Below are 22,856 nucleotides of genomic sequence, written 5' to 3'. Positions count from 1 at the left end.
GGTGGCCTCCAGAATCTGAACGACAAGTGAACGAGACAACGCTAATGCCTCAGGACGCACTCGGTGTCACGAATGAGCAGGCTGTGGAGTTCCCGCGGCTTCGGGACGCTGCGGGGGCGGCAAGTTCAGGGACGATGCGGGGGGGGGGCAGCTCAGAGACGAGACGGGGAGCGGATCAGGCGGGCGCCAGCGGGAAGTCGGCGCCCTCGGTGCGCTCCGACGCTGACGGCCTCGCCGAGCGCACGGCACCGACCCCGGCGGCGCTGACCAGCACGATCCCCATCGCGACACCCCACGTGAGCGTCTGATCCAGGAACACCAGGCCGGCGAGCGCGGCGACGGCCGGAGCGAGCGCCATGAGAACGCCGAAGGTCGCCGCCTTCATGTGCCGCAGCGCGGAGATCTCGATGCCGTACGGGATCGCCGAGGACAAGACCGCCACCGCGAACCCGAGCGCGAGGACCTGGGGCTGCAGCAGCGTCGTCCCGTTGATCGCGAGCGCCGCGGGCATGGTGAGCACCGCGCCGAGCGACATGGCGACGGCGAGCCCCGACACTCCGGGCAGGGCCGCCCCCGCCGACCGCGCCATGAGGATGTACACCGCCCACAGGACCGCGGCGGCGGCGGCGAACGCGACGCCGAGGAGGTCGAGGTCGTGCGCCGTCCCGCCGAGCAGCGCGACGCCGGCCGCGGCCGTGCCCGCCCACAGGAGTCCCTGGCGGCTGCGGCTCGCGACCACGCTCAGGACCAGCGGGCCCAGCACCTCGATCGTCACGGCGATGCCGAGCGGAATGCGATCGATGGCCAGGTAGAACACGACGTTCATCGCCGCGAGGGCGCCGCCGTAGCCGACCAGGACGCGCCAGTGCGCGAGGAGACCGCGGTTCAGGCTCCGCCAGGCGAGCGGGATCAGGACGACGGCCGAGAACAGCAGCCGCAGCGCCACCATGCCGACGGGCCCGGCGGTCGGGAAGACGAGCACCGCGACGGACGCGCCCGCCTCCTGGCACACGAGGCCGAGCAGCACGAGGAAGGGCGCGGCGGTGGCGGCTGCGGGACGGTTCGGCACGAGTCAATCGTGGCCGCCCGACGCCGACAGGCCAAGCACCGACTGGCACCTACTGCGGTTCCCGGCGCACCTCGAGCAGGGTCGCGCCGATGTCGCGCACCGCCGCAAGCACCGCGTGGAGGTGGCTCTGATCCGAAACCGCCCCGCTCAGCGTGGTGGTGCCGTCCGGCTCGCGGCGCAGATCGAGCCCCCCGAGCCGCCACGCCCAGTGGTCCCCCAGGTGGCCGTCGAGACGGATCGTGTAGACCGCCGTCGCCGTGGCGGTCATCGCGCCGCACCCACGGTCGCGCCAGTGCGCGGCACTGCCGCCCGGCGTCGCCGACGCGCGTTCCACCCGGGATACCGGATCACGACCTCAGCGACCACGAGGTTGACGAGCCAGCCCGCCGCGTACTCGAGGTCCGTCTGCAGCACCCCCTCGCCGATCAGCGCGGGTCCGACGCCCTGCGTGACGGCCTGGGTTCCGGCGCCGAGGCCGAGCGCGTAGGCGCGGATCATCCAGGCACGATGCGCGGTCACGTCGCGCCGCAGAATCGCCCGGACGCCGAGCACGAGCGCCGCGCCCATGGCCGCGCCGAACACCAGACGAACCACGTACAGCAGGTCGCCGGTACCGTCGGCCCTCTCGTAGGCGAGCGTGAGCCACAGGGCCGTGATGGCCGCGAGCAGACCGGCGCCTGCGACCACCCGGCCCGCCCGGCGGTGCCACGATCGACGACGCAGGGCCGGCACGAACTGCGCGGGTCCCAGCGCGGCGAAGATGAGCGAGGCGACGACATGGACCGCGATCGGACCGGGCACGGAGTCGAACCTCGCATCCGCCTCGATCAGCGCGGGTCCGCCCGAGAGCTGGAGGAGGCGCAGGACGCCGCCCGCGATCGGGACGAGCCCGAGCGCGAGAAGCGCCGCCGCAGTGCCTGCGCCGCGCCTGGTCTTCATGCCGCGACCTTCGCGTCCTCGGGCACGGAGGAACCGGCGGCGGAGGCGTCGTCGACCCCGGAGGCGCGCCACTGCGAGACGCCGAGCGCGATCAGCGCGAGGCCGATCGGCACCGCCATGGGCCGGTTGAAGGACTCGGGCAGCACCGCGAGAGCGCCCGTGCCAAGCACGCCGACTCCGAGAAGGATCGACGCCCAGCGCCACAGCACCCCGGTGCGCGTGAGGGCGATCGCGAAGACCAGGCCGCCCACGAGGTAGAGGATGCCTGAGACGGCGAGCCACGCCTCGAGTGCGCCGATGTCGGTCGCGGGGGCACCACCGCCGGCCGCGACCAGCACCTCGGTGACGTACTCGGGGTCGGACTCGGCGAGGGTGGGAAGCACCGCGAACGCGATCACCTCGGTCGCCATGAGGGTCATGTAGCCGAGCACGAAGACGAGGTATCCGACGAGCCCGAGCACCCCGAGCTCGCGGCGCTGGCGGGCGTAGAGGCCGCTCAGCCCGAGCACCGCGAGCACGCCCATCGCGGTCTTCGCGAGGCTGCGGATCGCCCAGTCGGCCGTCATCGTCGTCTCAGCCGTCATCGGCGGATGGTTGATCTGCACGGCGACGAAGATCGCGCCTGCGGCCGCGACCGCGACGCCTGCTGCCTTGTAGATCCCTGCGGCGGTGATCGCCATGATGCTCTCCGTGTCCTGGCCGGACCCTCGCCGACCACGCCACGACGGTAGGAGCGGACGTGGTGAGAGCGGATCACCACATGATGTGGTTCGCCTGGCGAGCGTGGGTCAGAGCAGGCTCAGCTCTCGCGCCCGGGTCACGGCCGCACGCCGGGAGGTCACCCCGAGCTTCGCGAAGACCGCCTTGGTGTGGGTGCGGAACGTGTTGATCGAGATGTAGAGCTCGCGCGCGATGTCGGGACCGGACAGGTCGGAGGCGAGAAGGCGGAGCACGTCGCGTTCGCGGTCGCTCAGGGGATCGACGAGCGGCCCAGCGACGCTCGCGTGCCCGCCGGGTGCGGCGACCTCCTCAGAGCGACCCTCACGGACCCGAAGGGATGTGGACCCGAGCAGGGAGAGCGCGTCGGCAAGCCCGCGACGGCGAGAGGTCTGCTCCAGCGCGTCGACGACCAGCCGCAGCCAGTGAGCGAGCGCCTCCGTCAGCCCGTCGCGGGCGATCGCGATCCGCGTCGCGGTCAGCGCCGCGTGCTCCTCGAGGTACGCAGGCACGGCCGCCTGCGCAACGAGCCGAGTGAGCGCCTCGGACGCACCGGACCGCTCCGCCCACGCAGCGGCCTCCGCCAGACGCCCCTCCTCGACGAGCAACCGGGCCCGCACCGAGCCGACGGGCTCCACATCGGGCAGGAACCCCGGCAGATACGCGTCGGACGCGAGCGCGAGCAGCTCGAGGGCCTCGTCGACGCGCCCCTGCACGCGCGCGAGGTCCGCGCGCACCGCGAGCGCCCGGCAGCGGTTCTCGGGCAGCGATGCGGAGTCCCCGAGGTCCGCGGCCGTGGCGAGGTGGGCCTCCGCGCCCGCCGCGTCCCCCTGCTCGAGCAGCATCTGCGCGAGACCGACGTGGAGATCGCCCAGGATCGAGGCTCCCGCCGGCGTGCGCTCGGCCTCCGCAAGCGCCTCCTCATACAGGCGCCGGGCGGCTTCGATGCGGCCGCGCGCGAGCTGCATGGTCGCGAGCACCGTGACGGAGCCGAGCGCGTTCGTGACGGAGCCGCCCGCGCGCAGGTCATCGATCGCGACCGCGAAGTCGAGGATCGCCGCGTCGATGTCGCCGGAGGCCCACTCCGCGGCCGCGAGCATGCCGCCGGCGGCGCCTCGCGCGTAGTGATTGTCGGCAGGCGTGAGCTCGAGCGCTCGACGCGCGTGCTCCGCGGTGCCGCCGACGTCGCCCGTGGCCTGCGCGATCACCGCGCGATAGCTCTCGAGGGTCGCGGGCAGCTCGCGCAGCTCCTCGGCGAGGTCGGCATCGGAGTCGGCGTCGGAGTCGGCGTCGGCGACCGCGGGGCCGGAAGTGGCAAGAGCGGACTCGGCCGCATGCACCCAGCCGGTCGCGCCCGGGATGTCCCCCTCGGCCATCCTGGCCCACGCCATGTAGGCGGCAAGCAGCGCGTGACCTCGTACCGCGCTCTCGGGCAGGGCGCCGAGCCACTCGCGGACCCTGTGGTCCTGGCGGGTCTTCTTGAGGTGCGGGAGCGCGCGCTGGAACAGCGCGGCGGCATGGTCGTGGGAACCGGCCGCGAGCGCGTGCGGGACCGCCTCGATCGGCAGCCCCTCCGCCTCATACCACCGCGCGGCGGCCTCGTGCAGGGGCGCGACCCGCTCGGGGCGGACAGCGCCGAGCTGCGCCAGCAGCGCGTCGGCGAAGAGCTGATGGAAGCGGAACCAGCGCCGTTCGTCGTCCAGGCCGATCAGGAAGAGGTTCTCGCGCTCGAGCCTCGCGAGCATCGCCTGACCGTCGTCCCTTCCCGTGACCGCGTCGCACAGCGGTCCCGACAACTCTCCCAGGATCGACGTGTCGAGCAGGAAGGCGCGTGAGTCCTCATCGAGATCGCGCAGCACCTCCTCGAGCAGATAGTCGAGGACGAACCTGCTCGAGCCCGCGAACGCCTCGACGAAGCGGGCCACCTCGTGGTCCCGCTTGCCGCGCGCGGTCAGCGCCGCGAGCTGCAGCCCCGCGGCCCACCCCTCCGTGCGGCCCTCGAGGGCCTCGACCGCGCTCGCGCCCAGCCCCAGCCCCATCACGTCGTTGAGGAAGACGGCCGCCTCCTCGGGAGTGAACTGCAGGTCCGCCGCGCGGATCTCGAGCAGCTCGCCGCGGGCCCGCCAGCGCGCGAGCGGGAAGGGCGGGTCGACGCGCGTCGTCATCGCGACGGTGACGTGCGGCGGGACGTTGTCGATCAGGAAGGTCACCACCTCGTGGACCGCAGGCGAGTCGACCGCGTGATAGTCGTCGAGCACCAGCGTCGTCGGCCCCGCGCCCTCCAGATCCTCGAGCAGGGCGGCGATCACGTCCTCGGCCGGCGTCTCGGGGTGCTCGAGCATCGTCCGAGCGCCCGTGCCTGCCAAGGGGATCGCCTTCTCCACCGCAGCGAGGAGGTGGGCGAGGAACTGCCCGGCGTCCGCGTCGGTGGCGTCGAGCGAGAGCCACGCGACGCATCGTCCCTGGTCCGAGGCGAGCGACTGGACCAGCAGCGTCGTCTTGCCGAATCCCGCAGGCGCCGCCACGAGCATGAGGCGGGGAGCGAAGGCAGGGTCGACGAGCTGCTCGGCGAGGCGCGGTCGCGGGACGAGGGGTCGCCGCGACACCGGTGCGGTGAGGCGGGTACCGGGAACGGCCATGGGCCCAGCGTAGGGGGCCGCGCCTCGGCTACACCTGGACGCGCACCCCCTTCTCGAACGATTCGATGATCGCGTCCGCGAGCCGCAGCGCGCGCAGACCCTCCCTCGCGTGGATCGGCGGCTCCTCCCCCGCGCGGAACGCGGCGAGGATCGCCTCGACGTGGCGGTCGAAGGTGTAGACGAACGTGCGGGCCTCGTCGTTGAAATAGCCCGGCTCCCACACCTGCCTGGCCTCGTCACCGACCTTCTGCAGCGTCACGCGCTTGACCGTGTCCTGGATCAGCGCGCGTCCTTCCGTGCCGTTGACCTCGATGTACTGGGTGTCGGGGTACGCGTACGAGGAGTCGTACGACCCGACGAGCGAGCCGACCGCCCCGCTCGCGAACTCGAGCGCGACGGCGAGCGTCGTGTAGAAGCCCGCGCGCGTGCTGTCCGTCGCCTGCGCCATGACGGAGCGGATCGGGCCGGCAAGGTGCTCGAGCATGTCGAGGCCGTGCACCTGCGTCTCCACGAGGTTGCCCCAGGGCTCCTCGCCGAAGTTCGGCTCGCCTCCGAAGCGCCACGTCGCGAAGACGATGTCCCCGAGCTCACCCGCGTCGATCGCGGCCTTGGCTCTCTGCACGGGCTCGGCATAGCGATGGTTGAGGTTGAAGGCGAGGAAGAGGTGCTTCTCCTCGGCGGCGGCGATGATCGCGTCGGCCTGCTCCCTGCGGAACACCAGGGGCTTCTCGAGCAACAACGGCACGCCGCGCCCGATGAGGTGCATCGTGGGCTCGAAGTGTGCCTCGTTGGGCAGCGCGAGCGTCACGATGTCGGGCCGCTCGACGTCGAGCATCGTGTCCAGATCCGTGTACGGGCGAGTGTTCCACTCTGCGGCCACCCGCTCGGTCTTGGCCGGCGTGCGCCCCACCATCGCGACGAGCTCGGTGTCGCGCCGCCTCGCGAAGATGCGCGCATGCTCGCCGCCCCACCAGCCCGTGCCGACCACCGCGACCCTCAGCCTGTCCTCCATGACGCTCCTTCATCGCAGCATCGTCCGTATGGCACCCAGCCTGCCCCTCGGCGCGCCTTCGCGAAAGCGGAGCGCCCGGTCCAAGCGCCCCGACTCGCCGTCTCAGCCGCGCGGGCGGTCGACGACGCGAGTCTCTCCCCGCACGGGGACGATGCTTCCCGCGGTGAGGGCAGCGAGGTCGGCCTCGAGGGTGGGGACGTCGGCCGGGGCGACGCGGACAGACAAGCGCGCCTCGGCGGCGTACTCGGGGTCGTCGAGGACCGCGGCGTGCGCATCGGCCCACTGGTGGAGGAAGGCGAGGACGCGGCCGGCGTCGGCGTGCGGCACGTCCGCGGTGACCTGGGTGAGGTGCACGCGCTCGACGACCGTCGCCGCGTCGAGCGTCTCGGAGACCGCGGAGCCGTACGCGCGCACCAGGCCGCCCGCACCCAGAAGAGTGCCGCCGAACCAGCGCGTGACTATCGCGACCAGGTCCGTCACGTGACGATGCCGCAGGACCTCGAGCATCGGCACGCCCGCGGTGCCGGCGGGCTCGCCGTCGTCGTTCGAGCGCTGGCGGTCGGCGTTCGGCCCGATGATGAGCGCGGTGCAGTGGTGGCGCGCGTCCCAGTGCTCCTTGCGGATCGCGGCGATGATCGCGTCGGCCTCCTCCATCGAGCGCACGGGCTCGAGGTGGGTGAGGAATACCGATCGCTTGACCTCGAGAGTGTGCTCGACCGGTGCCGCGATCGTGGACGGGAGCGGCGTGGAGGTCACCCACGCAGGGTAGCGCCGCCGGGGTCCGCGTCAGTCGCGGCGCGGCTCCTCGGGCGCCGGGGAGATCTCGCCGATCTCCTGCTCGAGCTGGTCGCGCGGAATCGCCTGGGTGAAGGCGCTCGCGCGCTCCTCGGCCTCCGGGGACCCATGGAACAGCCCGGTCTCGCCCGCGACCTCGGGCTTGAGCGACCGGCGCGTCGGGTTCGCCTTCTGCTCCGACAGCAGGATGCGCTGGGCGGGCGCGGCGTCCGGGAGCACGGACTGGATCCACAGCACCATCGCCTCGCGCACGAAGCAGCGCAGGTCGTACAGCGTCGGGGCGTCCTTGGCCGTGACGAGGATGCGGACCCGCACGTAGCCCCCGGTCGCCTCGGTCACCTGGAGCACGTTCGCGCGGCCGTCGTACAGCGGCGTCTGGGTGAGGACCGTCTCAAGGTGCTCGCGCATCTTCTGCGGGGAGACCCGCCAGTCGAGGTCGAACTCGACCGAGCCGAGCAGCTCCGAGCCCTGCCGCGTCCAGTTCTCGTACGGAGTCGTCGTGAAGTAGGTGCACGGCAGCACCAGGCGCCGGTCGTCCCACAGGTCGAGAACCACGTAGCTCAGCGTGATCTCGCCGACCCGGCCCCACTCGCCGCGGGCGACGATCACGTCGTCGACGCGCAGCGCATCGGAGAAGACGAGCTGCACGCCCGCGAACATGTTGCCGAGCACCGACTGCGCCGCGAGGCCCGCGACGATCGAGGCGATGCCCGCCGAGGCGAGCACGCTCGCCCCGACCGCGCGCACCTCGTCGAAGGTGAACAGGATGCCGCCCACCGCGATCACGACGATGAGCGCGATCGCGAGCCGCTTCACGATGAGCGTCTGCGTGCGCAGGCGCCGGGCGAGGCCGTTGTCCGGCACGTCGATCTTGCTGTAGCCGAGCGCGATGTCGGAGAAGAACTGCACGAGCGCGATCAGCAGCCACGCGACGATGACGACGGCCGCGATCGTGAAGATGCGTGTGAAGCCGTGCCACCAGTCGGCGCCGATGAGCGCCGCACGCAGCCCGATCCACAGGCCCAGCACGATCGCGAGCACCCGGAACGGGCGGCGCACCTGGGCCTTGAGGCCACGCGCCCACTCGCTGCGGCGCGCGATGAGCCTCATGAGGGCCTCGACCACGATCAGCGCGACGAGAGCCCCGCCGACGCTGATCCCCACAGCGATCAGTACCTGCAACCCGTCCTCAAGCATGCGTCTCCCTGCTGTCTTCGTGAGTCGTCATCGGGTCCAACCGCGGCCCGTGGCACGCCTATTCCTCAGAATGCGGCGCGCAGGCGCCGCGCAGTCTCCCGACGCGCCCAGCCGCGCCATACCGGGGCGCCCCGCCACACCGACTTGCCCAGCCACCCACGCCGACTCGAGAGGGACCTTCGTCCCTTGCGTCCGCGCGCCCGAGGCGTAGCACGGAAGGTATGGGTCGCGGCAAAGGCGCCGCGTCCCGGACGGTGTGGCACACACTTCCGGATGCCCCACCGCCCCCACGGGAGGAGAGGGGAAATGCAGAGGGGAACACTGGCGGTCGCGGCACTCGCGCTCGCCGCAATCGCGATCGCGGCGCCCGCGCAGGCCAAGAGCGACAAGGCGCAGGGACCGAAGGGAGGCGGGGAGGAGTACGTGAACAACCTCTCCGTGCCGACCGTCTTCATCGGCGGATCGTTCCGCACGCTCGAGACGCCTGGATACGACCTTCCGGGCGACTGCGGCCTGTCGCCGCAGGCTCCCGGCGATGACGGCATCGCGGCCGATGCCGACGGCGGGAGCGCCACGACCCTGTGGGAGCAGCAGACGCTCGCGCAGTGGATGGCCTCGTGCACGGTGGCCTCGGACGCGACCGTGACCTTCGACTGGGGCGACAACCTTGTCGGCACCACGGCGCTCAAGGCCGGCAAGCAGATCCGCGTCGAGGCGGGCCTGCTCGACTTCACCGACGGCACCGTGTCCGGCGCAGTCATGACCGGCTACGAGATGCAGTCGCTCAACGCGCCACTGCCGAGCCAGAAGAAGGGCACGGACCGCTTCCTCGGCTTCGGCACCGATGGCACCGCCTACGCGATCGACACGACGGACGGCACCGACAACGCCACAGCGATGCGCGTCTGGGCGCCAGGCGTGACACTCACGATCGCCCTGGTCGACGATTCTCACGAGAACGTCGCGACGCTGCTCGACCACGTGACGATGTCGGCGGAGCTCAACTCGATGGGCGCGATCGTCTACGGCTACAACTGGGGTCAGTACGAGGACCTGCCCGCGGTCGGCACCTACCGCCTGACGGTGACGCTGCCGACGACCGTGACGGCCGACGAGATCCTCGACCAGGTCGCCGACGACGAGCTCACGACCGAGTCCGAGCCCGGAGTGAACGACATGGAGATCAGCGAGGACGGGCACTCCGTGAGCATCTATCTCGCGGTGACACCAGGAGGGAAGAAGTCCTGACGACCCCGATCTCCGGGACGTGGCGACGCACTGCGGGCGGGCCTAGAGCCGAGACTCGAGCTCCGGCTCGCCCGTGGCGTCGTCCGCCGCGCTCGGCGCGAGCGCGAGCAGCACCAGCACGACGCCGATGAGCGCGAGGCCCACCCAGCCGAGCGTCCCGAGCCGCTCCCCCACCACGACGAAGGCGAGCACCGCGGCGACGGCTGGCTCAAGCAGCGTGATCGTCGTCGCCGTGGACGCGCCAACCGTCGCGAGCCCGAAACCGAACAGCACGTAGCCCGCGAACATCGGCACCAGCGCCATGTACGCCGCGACGGCGACGGCCTCGGGGGTCGCGACGAGGGGTGCGCCCGTCGCGAGCAGCACGGGCATGAGCAGCGCGCCACCCAGGCCGAACACGGCCCCCATCGACGCGCCGCGAGACGCGCCAGCCTGCATGAGCCGCCGCGCGGCCCACGAGTACGTCGCATAGGTTGCGCCCGCGACCAGGCCGAGCAGCACGCCCCACGCTGTCCCGCCGTCGGCACCCGCATGACCCGAGAGATCGGACGCGCTCAGCAGGGCCGCGCCGACGACGCCGAGCCCCGCGGCGACGGCCCACGTCCTGCTCAACCGCGTCCCGTCGACCACGCGCTCCAGGACGCCGGCGGCGAGCGGCGCCGACGCGAGCGACACCGTCGTCCCGATGGCCACGCCCGCGAGGTGCATCGACGAGTAGAACGCGAGCGGGTAGATCGCGACGGCCACGGCGCCGATCAGGACGATGCTCCACTCGGCCTTGAGGGTGCCGGCGTCCCGGCGCAGGGCCGGGATCGCGATGACCGCCTGCAGGACGCCACCGATGCCGAGCGCCGCGGCGCCGATCGCGAGCGGGCCCGCGTCGGGCGCGAAGGTCGCTGCGGTGCCCGTCGTGCCCCACAGGATCGACGTGAGAACAAGCGCGCCGACGGCTGCGAAGCGGCCGCTCACGCGCACCCACCCGATCCGAGCATCGTCCCCGTCCTGTTCCCGCGGCCACCCCAGCATCGTCCCTGGGTCCGAGCAGAAATCTACGCCTTCGGGGTGCCCCGGTTGGCGAGCTCGTCGGCCTTCTCGTTGCCGGGGTCGCCCGCGTGGCCCTTGACCCACACCCAGGTGATGTCGTGACGACCGAGCTGCTCGTCGAGCGCCTTCCACAGCTCCACGTTCTTCACGGGCTGCTTGTTCGAGGTCTTCCAGCCGTTGCGCTTCCAGCCCTTCATCCACGACTGGGCGCCGTTCTTCACGTACTGGGAGTCCACGTGGAGGGTGACGTCGCAGCGCCGGTTGAGGGTCTTGAGGCCCTCGATGACCGCCATGAGCTCCATGCGGTTGTTGGTCGTGACCTTCTCGCCGCCGAAGAGCTCCTTCTCGCGGCCCGCGGAGCGCATCAGCACGCCCCAGCCTCCGGGTCCGGGGTTGCCCTTGCATGCGCCGTCGGTCCACATGTCGACCTTGGTCAGAGTCTCGTCAGCCACCCGCATACGGTAGCCGGACTCGGCGGGCTCGGCGTCGCGCACGGCTCATGCGACGACCCTGCGCTCGAGACGCGACACAATGGACCCATGTCCCGCAAGCACGCCGCCGGCGGCAGCACGCCCGCGATCCACGCCCTGATCGAGGCGGGCGTCGCGCACGGCGTGCACGAGTACGAGCACGACCCCTCGACGGACCTCAGCTTCGGGATGGAGGCGGCGACCGCGCTCGGCATCGAGCCCGAGCAGGTCTTCAAGACGCTGTGCGCCGAGGTCGACGGCCACCTGACCGTCGGCATCGTCCCCGTGGACGGCCTGCTCGACCTCAAGGCGCTCGCCAAGGCGTTCGGCGCCAAGCGCGCCGAGATGGCCGACCCGAAGCACGCCGAGCGCGCCACGGGCTACGTCGTGGGCGGTATCTCGCCGCTCGGCCAGCGCCACGCGCATCCTACGGCGCTCGACGAGACCGCCGAGCTGTTCGACGTCATCTACGTCTCGGGAGGCCGACGCGGGATGGACATCTCGCTCGCCCCCGCCGATCTCATCCGGCTGACCGACGCGGTCGTGGCGGACATCGCGAAGGAGAACTGATGGAGCTCAACCCCCCGCTGGCCGACTGGGACCCCGCCGCCGCGATCGCCGAGGCCAAGGCGCGCATCCACGTCGCCGAGGCGTCGTGCGGGCGCGCGGGCGCGGGAGTACGGCTGCTGGTCGCGACCAAGACGTGGGACGCCGATGCGGCGCGCGCCGTGGTCGCCGCCGGGGGCACGCTCGTGGGCGAGTCGCGCATGCAGGAGCTCGCGGTGAAGGGCCCCGCGCTCGCGGAGACGGGCGCCGAGGTGCATGTGATCGGCCAGCTCCAGCGCAACAAGGCGGCGACTGCCGTGGACTTCGCGAGCTGCATCCAGACCGTGGACTCGCTGAGGCTCGCCGAGCGGCTGTCCCGGCTCGCGTCCGAGCGGGAGAAGGAGCTCTCAGTGATGATCCAGGTGAACGTCTCGGGCGAGGACTCGAAGGCAGGCGTCGACCCGGACGACGCGCTCGCGCTCGCCGCCGACGTGCAGGCGCTCCCCTCGCTCACGGTGACGGGCTTCATGACGATCGGCCTGAACTCCTCGGACGAGGGCGCGGTCCGCGCGGGCTACCGACGGCTGCGCGAGATCCGCGACACGGCGCTGATCGAGTCGGAGCGCGGAAAGTACTCCCTTCGCGACGCGTGGGAGCTGTCGATGGGGATGTCGGGCGACCTCGAGTGGGCGATCGCCGAGGGCGCGACGATGGTGCGCGTCGGCACCGCGATCATGGGCGCGCGTCCGGCTGTCTGAGACGCGGCGCAGCGCGCGTTCCCCGCGCGCCGGAGCCCGCTCTGGCGCACGAAGGTTCACGCGGTGAGGCAAGCCTCATCTGCCTAGCCGAACTGCCCCGCGCGGCCCTAGCCTGACGGCATGAGCAGCGACACGCATCGGCCGAACATCTTCGCGGGCCCCGACGAGGAGGCCATGTCGTCGCGCCTCAACTGGCTGCGTGCGGGCGTGCTGGGCGCGAACGACGGCATCGTCTCGATCGCCGCGCTGCTGGTCGGCGTCGCCGCGGCCACCACCGACCTGTCCATCATCATCCTCACCGCGATCGCGAGCGTCGTGGCCGGCGCCCTCTCGATGGGCGTCGGCGAGTTCGTCTCGGTCTCCGCCCAGCGCGACGCCGAGGAGGCGCTGCTCGACCGCGAGCGCATCTGGCAGAAGGCGCGCCCCAAGTGGGAGCTCGAGCAGCTCGTGCGGCTCCACATGGACACCGGCATGAGCGAGGCCACCGCGCGCGCCGCGGCCCAGGAGCAGATGGAGAAGGACCCGCTCAACGTGCACGCGCGCATGCACCTGGGGATCGACCCCGACGACCTCACGAACCCGTGGGCCGCGGGCTTCGCCTCGATCATCGCCTTCACGGTCGGCGGCCTCACCCCGCTGCTCACGACGACGCTTCCGCCCGCGGGCTGGCGCATCCCCCTGACGTTCGTGCTCGTCGCGATCGCGCTCGGCATCACGGGCTACATCTCCGCGGTCATCGCGAAGTCGCCGGCCCGCAAGGCGGTCCTGCGCAACGTCCTGGGCGGTTCGCTCGCGATGGCGATCACCTTCGGGGTCGGCTCCCTGGTCGGCGTCGCCGTCTAGGCGGGCTGGTCCCACGTCGTCCGCTACGGGACCAGGTGGATCCACTCCTCGGTGCCGAACTTCGACTCGACGAGTCGCTCGGCCTGCCGCACCTCGTCGGGTGAGACCGCGCCGGCCTGGGTCGAGAAGCGGCCCGCGAAGTGTGCGAGGAACGCGTCGATCACGTCGCCCCGCGCCATCCCCGTCTGGCTGCGCACGGGGTCCACGCGCTTGTTCGCGCTCTTCGTGCCCTTGTCCGAGAGCTTCTCGCGGCCGATGCGCAGCACGTCGAGCATCGCGTCGGCGTCGATGTCGTAGGCCATCGTCACGTGGTGAAGGACGGCCCCCGCGGCGTAGCGCTTCTGCGCCGCGCCCGCGATCTTGCCCGCGGGGGACGCGATGTCGTTGAGCGGCACGTACGTCGCCTCGACACCCACGTCGCGCAGAGCGCCCAGGACCCAGTCGTCCAGGAACGCGTACGACTGCTCGAAGCTGAGGCCCTCGACCAGGGACGACGGGACAGACAGCGAGTAGGTGATCGTGTTGCCCGGCTGGATGAACATCGCGCCGCCGCCGGACACGCGGCGGGTCACCGTGATGCCGTGACGCTCCGCGCCCTCGGGGTCCACCTCGTTGCGCAGCGACTGGAAGGAGCCGATCACGACGGTCGGCCTCTCCCACTCCCAGACGCGCAGCGTGGGGCCGCGGCGACCTGCGGCGACCTCCTGCGTGAGCACCTCGTCGAGCGCCATCTGCACGTGCGGCGCACGCGGCTCGTCGTGGATGACGTCGAACGTGTGGTCATGCCAGCTCGTCGCATGACCGAGCGCGCGACGCACCGCGATCGCGACCGACTCGGGGGTGAAGCCGATCATGGTGGCACCCGCGGCGGCGCGTTCGACCGCCTCCGCAAGGGGGCCGACCGGCGTCGAGGCCGGCAGCCCGGTGAGAGCCCTGTTGATCTCGAGGATGGTCTCTGCGGGCTCCATGAAGAAGTCACCCGAGATGACGACGCTGCTCAGCCGAGGGTGGTCGCTGTCGGTGGTCGTGTCGGTGGTCGTCTCGACGTCCGCGACGACGAGCTTGCCGCCGGGAACCTTGTACTCGCCATGCATGTGTCCATCCTGCCCTGTCGCGGCGGCTTCGCTCACCTCGGCGCGTGCGTTCGAGGCCGCGTGACGCTCTCCTCCCGGCATCATGTGCCTCGTGCCCTGGCGTGCGCGGTCCGTCACATCCTCGGGCACTCCCCTGGACACCCTGGCCAGCGCGGCTAGCATGACCGCATGGCGTCTTCCGCTGAGGGCGGGGCCAACGGCCCCAGCGTGGAGGATCTGCGCCGGCTGGAGACTACCGTCTCCTCCGAGGTGCCGATCCGCACCGGGTCGCGCCGCGGCGACCTTCCCGCCTGGCTGCTGGTGGCTCTCGGAGTCGTCGCCGTCGCCACCGTGAACGTCCTGCTTCCACGGGGATACGACGTCAGCTCGCTCTATGCGATCGTCGTGCTCGCCTCGGGATTCACCCGGGACAGGCGCTACGTGATCGGGACGGCGCTGACGACAGGCACGATCGTCGCCGTCGTCACGATCGCCAAGGTCCCGGGCGCCCAGGACGACCTTGGCCCGATGCTATTCTCCCACATCACCGCGATCGGCCTGATCGCCGCGAGCTGCATGGCGGTGCTGATCGCGCTGAACCGCACCGCACGGGCGCGCCGCCTCGAGGCGGACCTGAGGGTCGCGGAGTCCTCGCGCGCGCAGACCACCAAGATGATCGCGGCGGCGTCGGAGATCGCGCCGATCGGCACGTGGTACTTCGACCCGGAGCAGCAGGCGGTGATCTGGGGCCCGCGCGCCGCGGCGATCATCGAGGTCGAGCCCGACACGCCGATCGACGTCGGGCAGGCGATCCACTTCCTCGCCCCCCACGATCAGGAGCGGTTCCTCGGCTCGTTCCTCCACGCGTTCCAGACCCGCTCGCCCTTCCGCTCGGAGTTCGACGCTGTGACCGCGAGCGGCGCCCGCAAGCATCTGCTCATCATGGGAGACCCCGTCTCGACGGACGAGCAGGGCAGGATGATGGTGCACGGCTCGATGCAGGACATCACCCGCTGGGCCGAGGCCGAGTCCGCCGCCGAGGAGGAGGCCCGCCGCTTCGCGTCGTTCGCGGAATCGCTCCCCTTCGCCGTCTGGGGCGCAGACGCCCAGGGCAGCATCAACTTCGCGAACAGCGTGCTGCACGACTTCTGGGGACGCGGCAACGACCCCGCGCAGCCCGACGCCTGGCCCGACCTGATCCATCCCGATGACGTGGACGATTCCGTCGCCGGTTGGGCCTCCGCGGTTCAGACCGGCGAGGCGTTCGAGAATGAGATTCGGATGCGCGCGACGGACGGGCACTACGAGTGGTTCCACGTGAGCGCGACCGCCGAGCGCGACGACGACGGCAACGTCGTGCGGTGGTGGGGTGCGACCGTCAACGTCGACTCCGCGGTGAGGCTCAAGCAGCACGCGGAGGACCTCGCGGCCGAGGTCGCCACGATCCTCGAGTCCACCACCGACGGGGTCTACGCGGTCGACCACGACTGGCGGATCGCGTACTCCAACTCGTCGGCCCGCGCCGAGATCGGGCGCCTCTCCGATGACCTGGTCGGCGAGAAGCTGTGGGATGTGTTCCCCTTCACACCCGATCCCCAGGCGATGGAGGGGCTTCAGATCGCGATGGCGACCGGGACGCCCCACACCTTCACCTACTTCAGCAAGGGGCTGAAGAAGTGGTTCACGGTGACCGCCACCCCCACGCCCCGCGGCCTGTCGGTGTTCCACCGCGACGTGACCGAGGTACGCCGGCTGTCGGAGCAGCTCGCACAGGCCCAACGGCTCGAGTCGGTCGGCCGCCTCACCGGCGGGATCGCGCACGACTTCAACAACGTGCTCACGGTGGTGCTCGGAGGCGCGGAAGCGGTCGCCGAGGACCCGCAGGTGGGCCACGAGGCCCGCGAGATGGCCGAGCTCGTGGTCGAGTCCGCCAAGCGCGGGGCCGACCTGACCTCGCGGCTCCTCGCCTTCGCGCGCAAGCAGCCCCTCGAGCCGCACGCCGTGGACCTCGCGGACTGCCTCGACACTCTCGCGCCCATGCTCAAGCGGACCGTGGGCGAGCGGGTCGATCTCGCTGTCTCCCCCGATCTCGACCTGCCGGCCGTCATGCTCGACGTGGGCCAGTTCGAGAACGCGCTGATCAACCTCGTGCTCAACGCGCGGGACTCGATGCCCGACGGCGGCAAGGTCGCGATCGGCGCGACCGAGACCGTCCTCGACGACGACTACGCGGAGAGCCACGCGGACGTGCGTCCGGGCCGCTACGTGCTCGTCGACGTCTCCGACTCGGGGGAAGGGATCGACCCCGAGGACGTCGACCGGCTGTTCGAGCCGTTCTTCACGACCAAGGCGAAGGGCAAGGGCTCGGGCCTCGGCCTCGCGATGGTGTGGGGCTTCGTCAAGCAGACGGGCGGGCACATCGCCGTCTACTCCGAGCCGGGCGTCGGCACGACGTTCAAGCTCTATCTCCCGCTGTCCCGCACCGACGCCGCGACTCGCGCGCCGCATGAGCTGCCGCCGATCCGTCCCATCCGCCCAGGGGTGATCCTGCTCGCCGAGGACGACGACCTCGTGCGCGCGTTCGCGAGCGAGCGGCTCCGCGGGCTCGGCCATACGGTCCACGCCGCGGCCTCCGGACCGGAGGCGCTCGCTCTGATGGAGACTCTCGACCAGGTCGATCTGCTGTTCACCGACGTGATCATGCCCGACGGGATGACGGGCAGGGATCTCGCAGACGAGGTGCACCAGCGTCGTCCCGAGGTTCCCGTCCTGTTCACCTCCGGGTACACCGAGAACGTCGTCCTGCATGACGGCCGCCTCGACGAGGGCGTGCTGCTGCTGTCGAAGCCCTACACGGCGCAGCAGCTCACCGAGCGCGTCTCCGAGGCGATGGAGCGCACGTCGTTCGAGCGCTAGCCACAAGCGGACCGTCACCGCCCCGGGCGGAACACCCCTTCTGCCGCCCCGCGAGGTTGCGCCGCAGCATCAGGGAGTCGGCGCGACCTCGAGCGTCGCGAGCCCGTAGTAGAACGCGTCGGTGAGCGCCTCCCACGACGCCTCGATGACGTTCGGCCCGACGCCGACCGTGACCCACGAGCGACCCGTCTCGGTGTCGATCGTCGTCACGAGCACGCGCGTGATCGCGTCGGTGCCGTGGCTCGCGTCCATGATGCGCACCTTGAAGTCGGTGAGCTCGAACCGCGCGATCTCGGGATACACCTTCGCGAGCGCGGTGCGCAAGGCGTGGTCGAGCGCGTTGACCGGGCCGTTGCCCTCGCCCACGACCAGGTGGCGGTCGCCGCCTGCCCTGAGCTTGAGCACGGCCTCGGCCCCCGCCTCGGTCGGGTCCCCCGGATCGGAGGACACCCGCACGCGCCACTCCTCGACGGACCAGTAGCGGTCGAGCGTGCCGAGCTCGGACCTGAGCAGCAGGTCGAACGAGGCGTCGGCGGCGTCGTACGTGTATCCGGCCGCCTCGGCGTGCTTGACGCGCTCGGTGACGCGCCGGAGCAGGTCGCTCTGGCCCGACAGGTCGTAGCCGAGCTCCTTGCCCTTGAGCTCGATCGACGCCCTTCCCGCCATCTCCGAGACGAGCATCCTCATGTCGTTGCCCACGTGCGCGGGATCGGTGTGCTGATACAGGTCGGGGTCCACCTTGATCGCCGAGGCGTGCAGCCCCGCCTTATGGGCGAATGCAGAGGCGCCGACGTACGGCTGCCGTGCGAACGGAGCGATGTTGGTGACCTCCGCGATCGCGTGGGCGATGCGGGTGGACTCGGCGAGTGAGCCGGGCGCGAGCGCGGTCGCGCCCCGCTTGAGCTCGAGGTTCGCCGCGACGGCGATGAGGTCGGCGTTGCCGGTGCGCTCGCCATAGCCGTTCACGCAGCCCTGCACGTGCGTGGCACCCGCGTCGACCGCGGCGAGCGAGTTCGCTACCGCGCAGCCGGAGTCGTTGTGGGCGTGGATGCCGAGCGCGGCGGTGGTCCGAGCGCGGATGTCGGTGACGATGCGGGTGATGTCGTCGGGAAGCATCCCTCCGTTGGTGTCACACAGCACCAGGGACGATGCGCCCGCGGCCTCGGCCGCCAGGAGGCACCTCAGGGAGTAGTCGGCGTCGAAGCGGTAGCCGTCGAAGAAGTGCTCGGCGTCCAGGACCACGCGACGGCCCTCGTCGACGAGGAACGCGACGGTCTCCTCGATCATGCGCAGATTCTCGTCGGGGCTCACCCGGAGCGCCCGCTCGGCGTGACGGATGTCCGTCTTGGCGACCAGGGTGACGATAGGCGCCTCGGAGTCGAGCAGCGCGCGGACCTGCGGGTCCGCCGCGGCGGTCGATCCCGCGCGGCGCGTCATCCCGAAGGCGGCGAACTTGGCATTCGTGAAGCTGAGCTCCTTCGCGACCAGCTGGAAGAACTCGGTGTCCTTGGGCACGGCGCCAGGCCAGCCGCCCTCGATCACGCCGACTCCCAGCTGGTCCAGCAGCGGGGCGATGGTCATCTTGTCCGCGACGGACAGGTTCATGCCCTCCTGCTGAGCGCCATCGCGCAGGGTGGTGTCGTAGACCTCGACGGTGAGATCCGTCATCTTGTCGCTCCTCGGCTCGTGCCGCCGGCTCATCTCCCCAACAAAAAAGCCCCCCTGGGTGCGGGAGGCTGCGCGTCGGGAGTGATTCGCCGACGCGCTACGGAATGATGATCGCGGTGTGCATCGACGTCAGTATGGCACACGTCCTCCGTCCCGCACCGTGCGACGACGCGCGTCGCGGCGGCATCGTCCCTGGAGCACCGTGGTGTCGCAGGCGGCCTCAGCGGCGCGGAGAAGGCGCCGCCCAGTGACATTTCACACATGCACGACTCGCGCACCCGACGCTAGGCTCATCGCTACGGGGCCGTGCCGCTCACGCCCCCGGGTTCTGAGGGGGAGCCGCATGCGGGAGCGAACGCAAGCGAGACGATCGATCGCGGTGGATGTCGCCACCGTGTCCGTCGGCCTGCTCGCGGTCTTCGTCACCGATCTGCTGGTGGAGGTGCCGATCGGCGTCGCCGCCGGCTACGCCCTCTTCGTCCTCATCGCGATGCTCGCCGAGCGCACCCGGCTGATCCTGATCGTCGCAGGCGTCGCCATCGCAGCCATCGTGATCGCGGGGCTCACCGACCCGCCTCGCGCGGACTTCCACTACGAGACCGCGGATCTCACCTTCAACCGTGCGATGCAGGTGGGCGGCATCATCCTCGTCGCCGTCCTCGCGGTGCTCGGGGTGCGGCGCCGCGAGCGGCTCGCCGCGGCGGAGCGCGAGCTCTCGACCTCGGTCCAGGAGCTCGAGGACACGACCGAGGAGCTGCGCGCCGAGCAGGAGCGGATCATCGCGCTCGCGGAGGCCATGCCCGTCCCCGTGTGGCTGACGGACGAGCGGGGCGTCATCACGTACACCTCCCAGGGCACCCGCGACTTCCTTGGCCGGGACCTCGATGACCGGGACAGTTGGCTCGAGGTGATCCATCCCGACGACCGCGAGCACGCCCTGGAGGTCATCCTGCCGGCGCTCGCGACGAAGCAGCGCTACCAGGTGGAGATGAGGGTCCTCAGGCACGACGGCATCTACCGCGCGCAGACGGTGCGCGCGATACCGATCGAGCCGACGATCGCTGCGTCGGCAGGAGAGCCGATGCAGTGGTGGGCGACGGCGTCGGATGTCCAGGCGCTTCATCAGAGTCAGCGCGAGGCCGCAGCGCTTGCGCACAGGCTCGAGGAGACGCTCGACTCGATCACGGACGGCGTCATCACGTATACCGAGGACCTGCGCTTCTCCTACCTGAACCCCGCTGCCGACCAGATGTTCCTCCGGGAGCCAGGAGAGCTGCTTGGCCGACACATCTGGGAGGCCTATCCGCACCTCGAGGACTCGCCGCTGGCGCAGGCGTTCGAAGCCGTGCACGCCACGGGACGCACGGTCCACTACACGCACTACGCCACGACCCTCGACAAGTGGTTCGAGATGACGATCTCGGCCCAGGCGAGCGGCTTCACCGTCTACGTCAAGGACGTCACGGAGCTGCGGGACCTCAACAGGAGGCTCGAGCGCGCGAACCGCATGGAGTCCGTCGGAAGCCTCACGGGCGGCATCGCCCACGACTTCAACAACCTGCTCACGGTGATCTCGGGCGGAGCGGAGGCGCTCTCCTACGCAGACCTCACGCCGGACGATGAATCGATGCGCTCCATGATCGCCGAGGCCGCCGACCGCGGCTCGAGCCTCATCGGCGCGCTGCTCGCCTTCGCACGCCGACAGACCCTGAGCCCCGAGCCCACGTCGATCGGCGATGCAGTGTCCGCGCTCGCGCCGCTGCTCGAGCGGACGCTCGGAGGGGCAGTCGAGGTGACGTACGACCTCGAGGAGGACCTTCCTCCCGTCATGGTCGACCGCGGCAAGCTCGACAACAGCCTCCTCAACCTCGCCATCAACGCGCGAGACGCGATGCCCGCAGGCGGGACCGTGGTCCTCGAAGCGAGCCTCCACCGTCATCTCGTCCCTGCGGCGACCTCCGCTCTCGAGCTTCCGCCGGGAGACTACGTCCGCCTCGCGGTGCGCGACTCGGGCACGGGAATCGAGCCCGAGGCCCTTCCCCGGCTCTTCGAGCCCTTCTACACGACCAAGCCGCTCGGCAGCGGCTCAGGACTGGGGCTCGCGATGGTCTGGGGATTCGCGAACCAATCGGGGGGCACGCTCAACGTGGCTTCCGAGGTGGGCGCCGGCTCGGTGTTCGCGATCTACCTGCCGGTCACGGAGCTCGCGGTGGAGACGCGGGAGACCGAGGCTCCGACGATTCCCGCGACAGGCACGGGAACCGTGCTGCTCGTCGAGGACGACCCGCTCGTGCGGGGCTACACCGCACGCCGCTTGGCGGAGCTCGGGTACAGCGTGCTCGAGGCTTCGGACGGCAAGGCCGCGCTCGACGAGCTCGGCGGCGCCCAGCGGATCGATCTCCTGCTCACGGACATCATCATGCCTGGTGGGATGTCGGGGACCGATCTTGCGCGTGCCGCCAGGGAGGCCCGTCCCGGCCTGCCTGTACTGTGCGTATCGGGATACACCGAGCAGGTGCTCGCGGCCGACGGTCGGCTCGATCCGGAAGCGGAGCTCCTCACCAAGCCGTACACGGTCCACGAGCTCGCGACGCGGGTCTCGCGGCTCGTGTCTGAGGGAAGGAGCGCCGACGCATGACCGACGCGACACAGGGCCTTCGCGTTCTGATCGTGGACGACGACGACCTCGTCGGCCGCATGGCACGGGCGATGGTGACGGCGACCGGCGCCGAGGCGCGGCTCGAGTCGAGCGTCGACTCGTTCCTCACAGCGCACGACGCCTGGCTTCCCACTCACGTGATGGTCGACCTGGTGCTCGGCCAGGACGATGGCCTGATGGTGCTCGAGGAGCTCGCGAAGCGCGGCAGCGGCGCGGCGGTGATCGTCTCGAGCGGCCAGGACACGCGCGTGCTCGAGTCGGCGCTCCGCTATGCCAAGGCGCACGGGCTCGCGATCGCGGGAGCGCTCGGGAAGCCGTACTCGCGAGCGCGGCTGACCGAGATCCTCGAGGCACAGGCCGAGCAGGAGACCCCAAGGCCGCCAGCGCCCGCACCGAACACCACCGGCGACGCGCCGGTCATCACCGCGGACTCCCTGCGCGAGGCACTCGGCGCAGGTCAGATCACGGTCGCGCTCCAACCCAAGGTGTCGTGCACGAGCGGGAAGGTGGTCGGCTACGAAGCCCTCGCCCGATGCGTGACGCCCGAGGGACGCCTGATCCCTCCTGGAGTCTTCGTGCCCGTGGCCGAGGCGAACGGCCTCGCCTCGGACCTCACGAACTCGGTCATGACGAGCGCCCTCCAGTGGTTCGCGGCGTCGGATCTCCCGACACATCAGACGATCTCGATCAACATCTCCGCGTCGGAGGTCGGCGAGAGCCGACTGGACCAGCGCCTGATGGGGCTCGCGCACTCGTGTGGCGTCGACCCCTCGAGGGTGATCGTCGAGGTCACCGAGACGGCCGCGATGTCCGATCCCGTGACCTCTCTGAAGCGCCTCACGCGACTGCGCCTCGAGGGCTTCCAGGTCTCACTCGACGACTTCGGCACCGGCTACTCCTCGATGCTCGAGCTCGCGAGGCTCCCGTTCTCCGAGCTCAAGGTCGACAGGAGCTTCGTCGCGACCGCCACCACCTCGGAGGAGTCCCGCACCGTCGTGAGGTCGATCATCGACCTCGGCCACGCGCTCGGGATGACGTGCACCGCCGAGGGCGTCGAGAGCGGCGCCGACCTGGACCTGCTGGTCTCGATGGGCTGCGACAACCTGCAGGGCTTCTACCTGGGCCGTCCCATGTGGCCCGAGGACCTCGCGAGGTGGTCGCCGCCCGAGCACCTCTTCGCGGCGCAGACGGACTGACGCGGGGTCCGGTCCGCCGCACGCGAGACGTCGGCGGCCGAGCAGTGCCGCTGCCGACCCGCGGGTC

At 71.0% G+C, this 22,856-nt stretch carries 19 protein-coding genes; 7 read left to right on the top strand and 12 right to left on the bottom strand.

The annotated features are described in order from the left end of the window. Positions 1–175 precede the first annotated feature (175 nt). From B7K23_RS08660 to B7K23_RS08625, 8 genes are all read right to left on the bottom strand, one after another. Entirely contained in the window at positions 176–1,069 is an 894-nt protein-coding gene (locus B7K23_RS08660) for a DMT family transporter (RefSeq protein ID WP_084125931.1), read from the bottom strand. A 49-nt stretch (positions 1,070–1,118) separates the two neighbouring features. Beyond that, on the bottom strand, positions 1,119–1,337 hold the full coding sequence (locus B7K23_RS08655) for a hypothetical protein (protein ID WP_084125930.1): 219 nt from the start codon (positions 1,335–1,337) through the stop codon (positions 1,119–1,121). Then, on the bottom strand, positions 1,334–2,008 hold the full coding sequence (locus B7K23_RS08650) for a DUF2306 domain-containing protein (RefSeq protein WP_084125929.1): 675 nt from the start codon (positions 2,006–2,008) through the stop codon (positions 1,334–1,336). Before B7K23_RS08650 ends, B7K23_RS08655 begins: the two co-directional genes overlap by 4 nt. Further along, positions 2,005–2,688, bottom strand: a complete 684-nt coding sequence (locus B7K23_RS08645; protein ID WP_084125928.1) for a hypothetical protein — start codon at positions 2,686–2,688, stop codon at positions 2,005–2,007. Before B7K23_RS08645 ends, B7K23_RS08650 begins: the two co-directional genes overlap by 4 nt. 108 nt (positions 2,689–2,796) lie before the next feature. After that, on the bottom strand, positions 2,797–5,364 hold the full coding sequence (locus B7K23_RS15835; RefSeq protein ID WP_084125927.1) for a LuxR C-terminal-related transcriptional regulator: 2,568 nt from the start codon (positions 5,362–5,364) through the stop codon (positions 2,797–2,799). Positions 5,365–5,392: 28 nt separating this feature from the next. After that, positions 5,393–6,376, bottom strand: a complete 984-nt coding sequence (locus tag B7K23_RS08635) for a Gfo/Idh/MocA family protein (RefSeq protein ID WP_084125926.1) — start codon at positions 6,374–6,376, stop codon at positions 5,393–5,395. A gap of 102 nt (positions 6,377–6,478) precedes the next feature. Beyond that, the gene (locus B7K23_RS08630; protein WP_084125925.1) at positions 6,479–7,132 is read right to left on the bottom strand and encodes a YigZ family protein; all 654 of its coding nucleotides are present in this window, start codon (positions 7,130–7,132) and stop codon (positions 6,479–6,481) included. 30 nt (positions 7,133–7,162) lie between these two features. Next, complete coding sequence (locus B7K23_RS08625; RefSeq protein WP_084125924.1) at positions 7,163–8,368, bottom strand: mechanosensitive ion channel family protein; 1,206 nt, start codon at positions 8,366–8,368, stop codon at positions 7,163–7,165. 306 nt (positions 8,369–8,674) lie between these two features. Here B7K23_RS08625 and B7K23_RS08620 point away from each other — a divergent pair, with 306 nt between their 5' ends. Beyond that, positions 8,675–9,616 carry a hypothetical protein gene (locus B7K23_RS08620; RefSeq protein ID WP_084125923.1) on the top strand — a complete coding sequence of 314 codons (942 nt, stop codon included), beginning with the start codon at positions 8,675–8,677 and terminating at the stop codon, positions 9,614–9,616. Positions 9,617–9,658: 42 nt separating this feature from the next. Here the strand turns inward: B7K23_RS08620 and B7K23_RS08615 are convergent, their stop codons facing one another. Further along, positions 9,659–10,585: a DMT family transporter gene (locus B7K23_RS08615; protein WP_234996446.1), complete on the bottom strand. Its 927-nt coding sequence runs from the start codon at positions 10,583–10,585 to the stop codon at positions 9,659–9,661. Between the two features lie 80 nt (positions 10,586–10,665). Continuing rightward, positions 10,666–11,082 (bottom strand): ribonuclease HI, encoded by a 417-nt coding sequence (gene rnhA, locus B7K23_RS08610; protein ID WP_143338212.1) that lies wholly within the window; start codon positions 11,080–11,082, stop codon positions 10,666–10,668. Between the two features lie 117 nt (positions 11,083–11,199). Here rnhA and ybaK point away from each other — a divergent pair, with 117 nt between their 5' ends. From ybaK to B7K23_RS08595, 3 genes are all read left to right on the top strand, one after another. Continuing rightward, positions 11,200–11,700, top strand: coding sequence for a Cys-tRNA(Pro) deacylase (gene ybaK / locus B7K23_RS08605; RefSeq protein ID WP_084125921.1), 501 nt, complete (start codon positions 11,200–11,202; stop codon positions 11,698–11,700). Next, a complete protein-coding gene (locus B7K23_RS08600; RefSeq protein WP_084125920.1) occupies positions 11,700–12,434 on the top strand; it encodes a YggS family pyridoxal phosphate-dependent enzyme in 735 nt (244 codons plus the stop codon). Before ybaK ends, B7K23_RS08600 begins: the two co-directional genes overlap by 1 nt. A 120-nt stretch (positions 12,435–12,554) precedes the next feature. Beyond that, complete coding sequence (locus B7K23_RS08595; protein WP_084125919.1) at positions 12,555–13,277, top strand: VIT family protein; 723 nt, start codon at positions 12,555–12,557, stop codon at positions 13,275–13,277. 23 nt (positions 13,278–13,300) lie between these two features. On the opposite strand, the gene B7K23_RS08590 is transcribed toward B7K23_RS08595, so the two are convergent. Then, positions 13,301–14,371, bottom strand: a complete 1,071-nt coding sequence (locus B7K23_RS08590) for a biotin/lipoate A/B protein ligase family protein (protein WP_084126265.1) — start codon at positions 14,369–14,371, stop codon at positions 13,301–13,303. A 168-nt stretch (positions 14,372–14,539) separates the two neighbouring features. Between B7K23_RS08590 and B7K23_RS08585 the strand changes: the two genes are divergently transcribed. After that, the gene (locus B7K23_RS08585) at positions 14,540–17,266 is read left to right on the top strand and encodes a PAS domain-containing sensor histidine kinase (RefSeq protein ID WP_084125918.1); all 2,727 of its coding nucleotides are present in this window, start codon (positions 14,540–14,542) and stop codon (positions 17,264–17,266) included. 69 nt (positions 17,267–17,335) lie between these two features. Here B7K23_RS08585 and cimA read toward each other — a convergent pair whose 3' ends face one another. Next, complete coding sequence (cimA, locus tag B7K23_RS08580; RefSeq protein WP_084125917.1) at positions 17,336–18,934, bottom strand: citramalate synthase; 1,599 nt, start codon at positions 18,932–18,934, stop codon at positions 17,336–17,338. A gap of 379 nt (positions 18,935–19,313) precedes the next feature. Here cimA and B7K23_RS08575 point away from each other — a divergent pair, with 379 nt between their 5' ends. Beyond that, positions 19,314–21,572 carry a PAS domain-containing sensor histidine kinase gene (locus B7K23_RS08575; RefSeq protein WP_159451365.1) on the top strand — a complete coding sequence of 753 codons (2,259 nt, stop codon included), beginning with the start codon at positions 19,314–19,316 and terminating at the stop codon, positions 21,570–21,572. After that, positions 21,569–22,789 (top strand): EAL domain-containing protein, encoded by a 1,221-nt coding sequence (locus B7K23_RS08570; RefSeq protein ID WP_084125915.1) that lies wholly within the window; start codon positions 21,569–21,571, stop codon positions 22,787–22,789. The genes B7K23_RS08575 and B7K23_RS08570 overlap by 4 nt, the downstream gene beginning before the upstream one ends. Positions 22,790–22,856: the final 67 nt, after the last annotated feature.

This window comes from Demequina sp. NBRC 110054 (assembly GCF_002090115.1).
Lineage (GTDB): Bacteria > Actinomycetota > Actinomycetes > Actinomycetales > Demequinaceae > Demequina.
This window is presented reverse-complemented; position numbering and strand designations above follow the sequence as displayed.